Source organism: Mesorhizobium sp. M7A.F.Ca.US.002.01.1.1, from assembly GCF_004022955.1.
Classification (GTDB): Bacteria; Pseudomonadota; Alphaproteobacteria; order Rhizobiales; family Rhizobiaceae; genus Mesorhizobium; species Mesorhizobium ciceri.
In genome coordinates this window covers 1-1888 of record NZ_RZQE01000761.1, presented here as the reverse complement: position 1 = coordinate 1888, position 1888 = coordinate 1, and the positions used below count along the sequence as shown (strand labels likewise).

Genomic DNA, 1888 nt, shown 5'->3' with positions numbered 1-1888 from the left:
TCATAGGGCGGCAGCCGCCACAGCATTCCATCCGCCACGTCCCGCCGCGCGACGTGCAGCGGCAGCGGCCCAATGCCCAACCCGGCGACGATCATGCGCCGCACCTCTTCCAGGCTCGAGGACACGCCGACGACATCGGCGTTGAGCCGGGCCTCGCTGCGCAACAGCGCGACCGGCCGCAACGCATCCGAGATGTGGTCGGTCTGGAACGATACCGAGGGCTCGCCCCGGAGATCGGTCAGCGTCAGCCCGGTTTGCCCGTAAAGCCTGTGCTGCGGCCCACAGAAGAAGCCGAAGAACTCGCGGTAGACCATCGCATATTCCAGCGCCGGATCGCGCTGGCTGACCAGGCAGATGCCGAAGGAAGCACGCCGGTCCCTCACCTGCTTGGCGACTTCGGTGCTTGCTGCGACTGAAATGGTGATGCTGGCGTGAGGGTAGTTGCTGTGGAACTCGGACAGCGCCTGATCAAAGAGCGGCGAGACGACATGGCTTGCCGTCGCGATCATCACATGGCCGGTAACATCGTCGCTGATGCCGCGCATCAGCAGCGGCAACTGCGATATGGTGCCGAACACCTCGACGCTCTGCTCGTAGAGAAGCCGCCCGACCTCGGTCAGTTCGAAGCGCGTCGCGTCGCGCTCGACCAGACGCCGGCCCACCCGGTCCTCCAGCCGCCGCAGAGCATTGCTGACGCTGGGTTGCTTGAGGTTCAGTCGCTCCGCAGCTCGCGTGATGCCCTTCACCTCCGCGATGACGACGAATGTCCGCAGAAGGTTCCAGTCGAGATCCCAGACCAGTCGTTCGGGGCGTGGAAGTACCATTCCTGATATCTATGCTCTCTATTCCCATTATCTATTTGCGCAATGATACCGCAAAGGCAATCATTGATGACAGGAAAGCGTCTGCACGCCTCCCAAGAACAAACCTTGCGCGCCATCCAGAGGAGAGGAAATCAGATGAACAGAGTATTTTCCGGCATCGCCGTTGCGGCCCTGCTGCTTGCGTCGACCTTCACTGCCGTTTCGGCCAGGGCCGACGACCTCGAAAAGATCAAGGCGGCGGGCGAGCTGAAGATTTCCATGAGCGGTCAGTATCCGCCCTTCAACTTCGTCAACGACCAGAATGAAGTCGTCGGTTTCGACGCCGATATCGGCAAGGCCATCGCCGAGCGCATCGGTGTCAAGGGCACCATCATCACCACGGCCTGGGACGGCATCATTGCCGGCCTGCTCGCCAACAAATACGACACCGTCGTTGGCTCGATGACGATCACGCCTGAGCGTGAAAAGGTGGTCGATTTCGTCGGGCCTTACTACCACGCCGGCCGCGCCGTTTTCGTCAGCGAGCAGTCGAAAGTGCAGAGCCTCGACGACCTCAAGGGCAAGACCATTGGCGTGACGCTGGGCGAGACGCATGAGAAATGGGCGCGCGAAAAGGGCGGCTGGGATATCCGTACCTACAAGGGCCTGCCGGAACTGCTGCTGGAGCTGAGGGCCGGCCGCGTCGACGCGATAGTCGTCGACAACATTCCGGTCATGGTTGCCGTCAAGGAGACGGGCGAGAAGGTCCGCAAGCTCAACACGCCCGATATCGAAGGCGGCGCTGTTGCCATCGGCATCGCCATCCGCAAGGACAATCCGGAGCTCAAGGCTGCGATGCAGAAGGCGCTGGACGACATGCTGGCGGACGGCAGCTACGAAAAGATCTCGATGAAGTGGGTCGGCAGCGACATCCGCTGATCTCTCCTGGCTTCAGGCGACCAAAGCCGCCTGAAGCCGAGCGTTACTCCTGCTGGACCCTTTCATGGATTTCTCCTTGATGCAGCGCGTCTTCCCGTTCTTCGTGGAGGCCGCCTTGGTGACGATCGAGATCACGGTGTTGGCCC

Annotated in this window: 2 protein-coding genes; one reads left to right on the top strand and one right to left on the bottom strand. The window is 61.7% G+C overall.

The genetic code is table 11. The annotated features are described in order from the left end of the window. A partial coding sequence (locus EN932_RS35150) for a LysR family transcriptional regulator (RefSeq protein WP_164890813.1) occupies nucleotides 1-824 on the bottom strand: 824 nt, incomplete at its 3' end. A gap of 135 nt (nucleotides 825-959) precedes the next feature. Here EN932_RS35150 and EN932_RS35145 point away from each other — a divergent pair. Beyond that, nucleotides 960-1742, top strand: coding sequence for an ABC transporter substrate-binding protein (locus EN932_RS35145; RefSeq protein WP_024504354.1), 783 nt, complete (start codon nucleotides 960-962; stop codon nucleotides 1740-1742). Nucleotides 1743-1888 lie beyond the last annotated feature (146 nt).

Excerpts from the sequence above, each read along its gene's own strand:
- EN932_RS35145 (WP_024504354.1), top strand. The coding sequence starts at position 960 with ATGAACAGAGTATTTTCCGGCATCGCCGTTGCGGCCCTGCTGCTTGCG.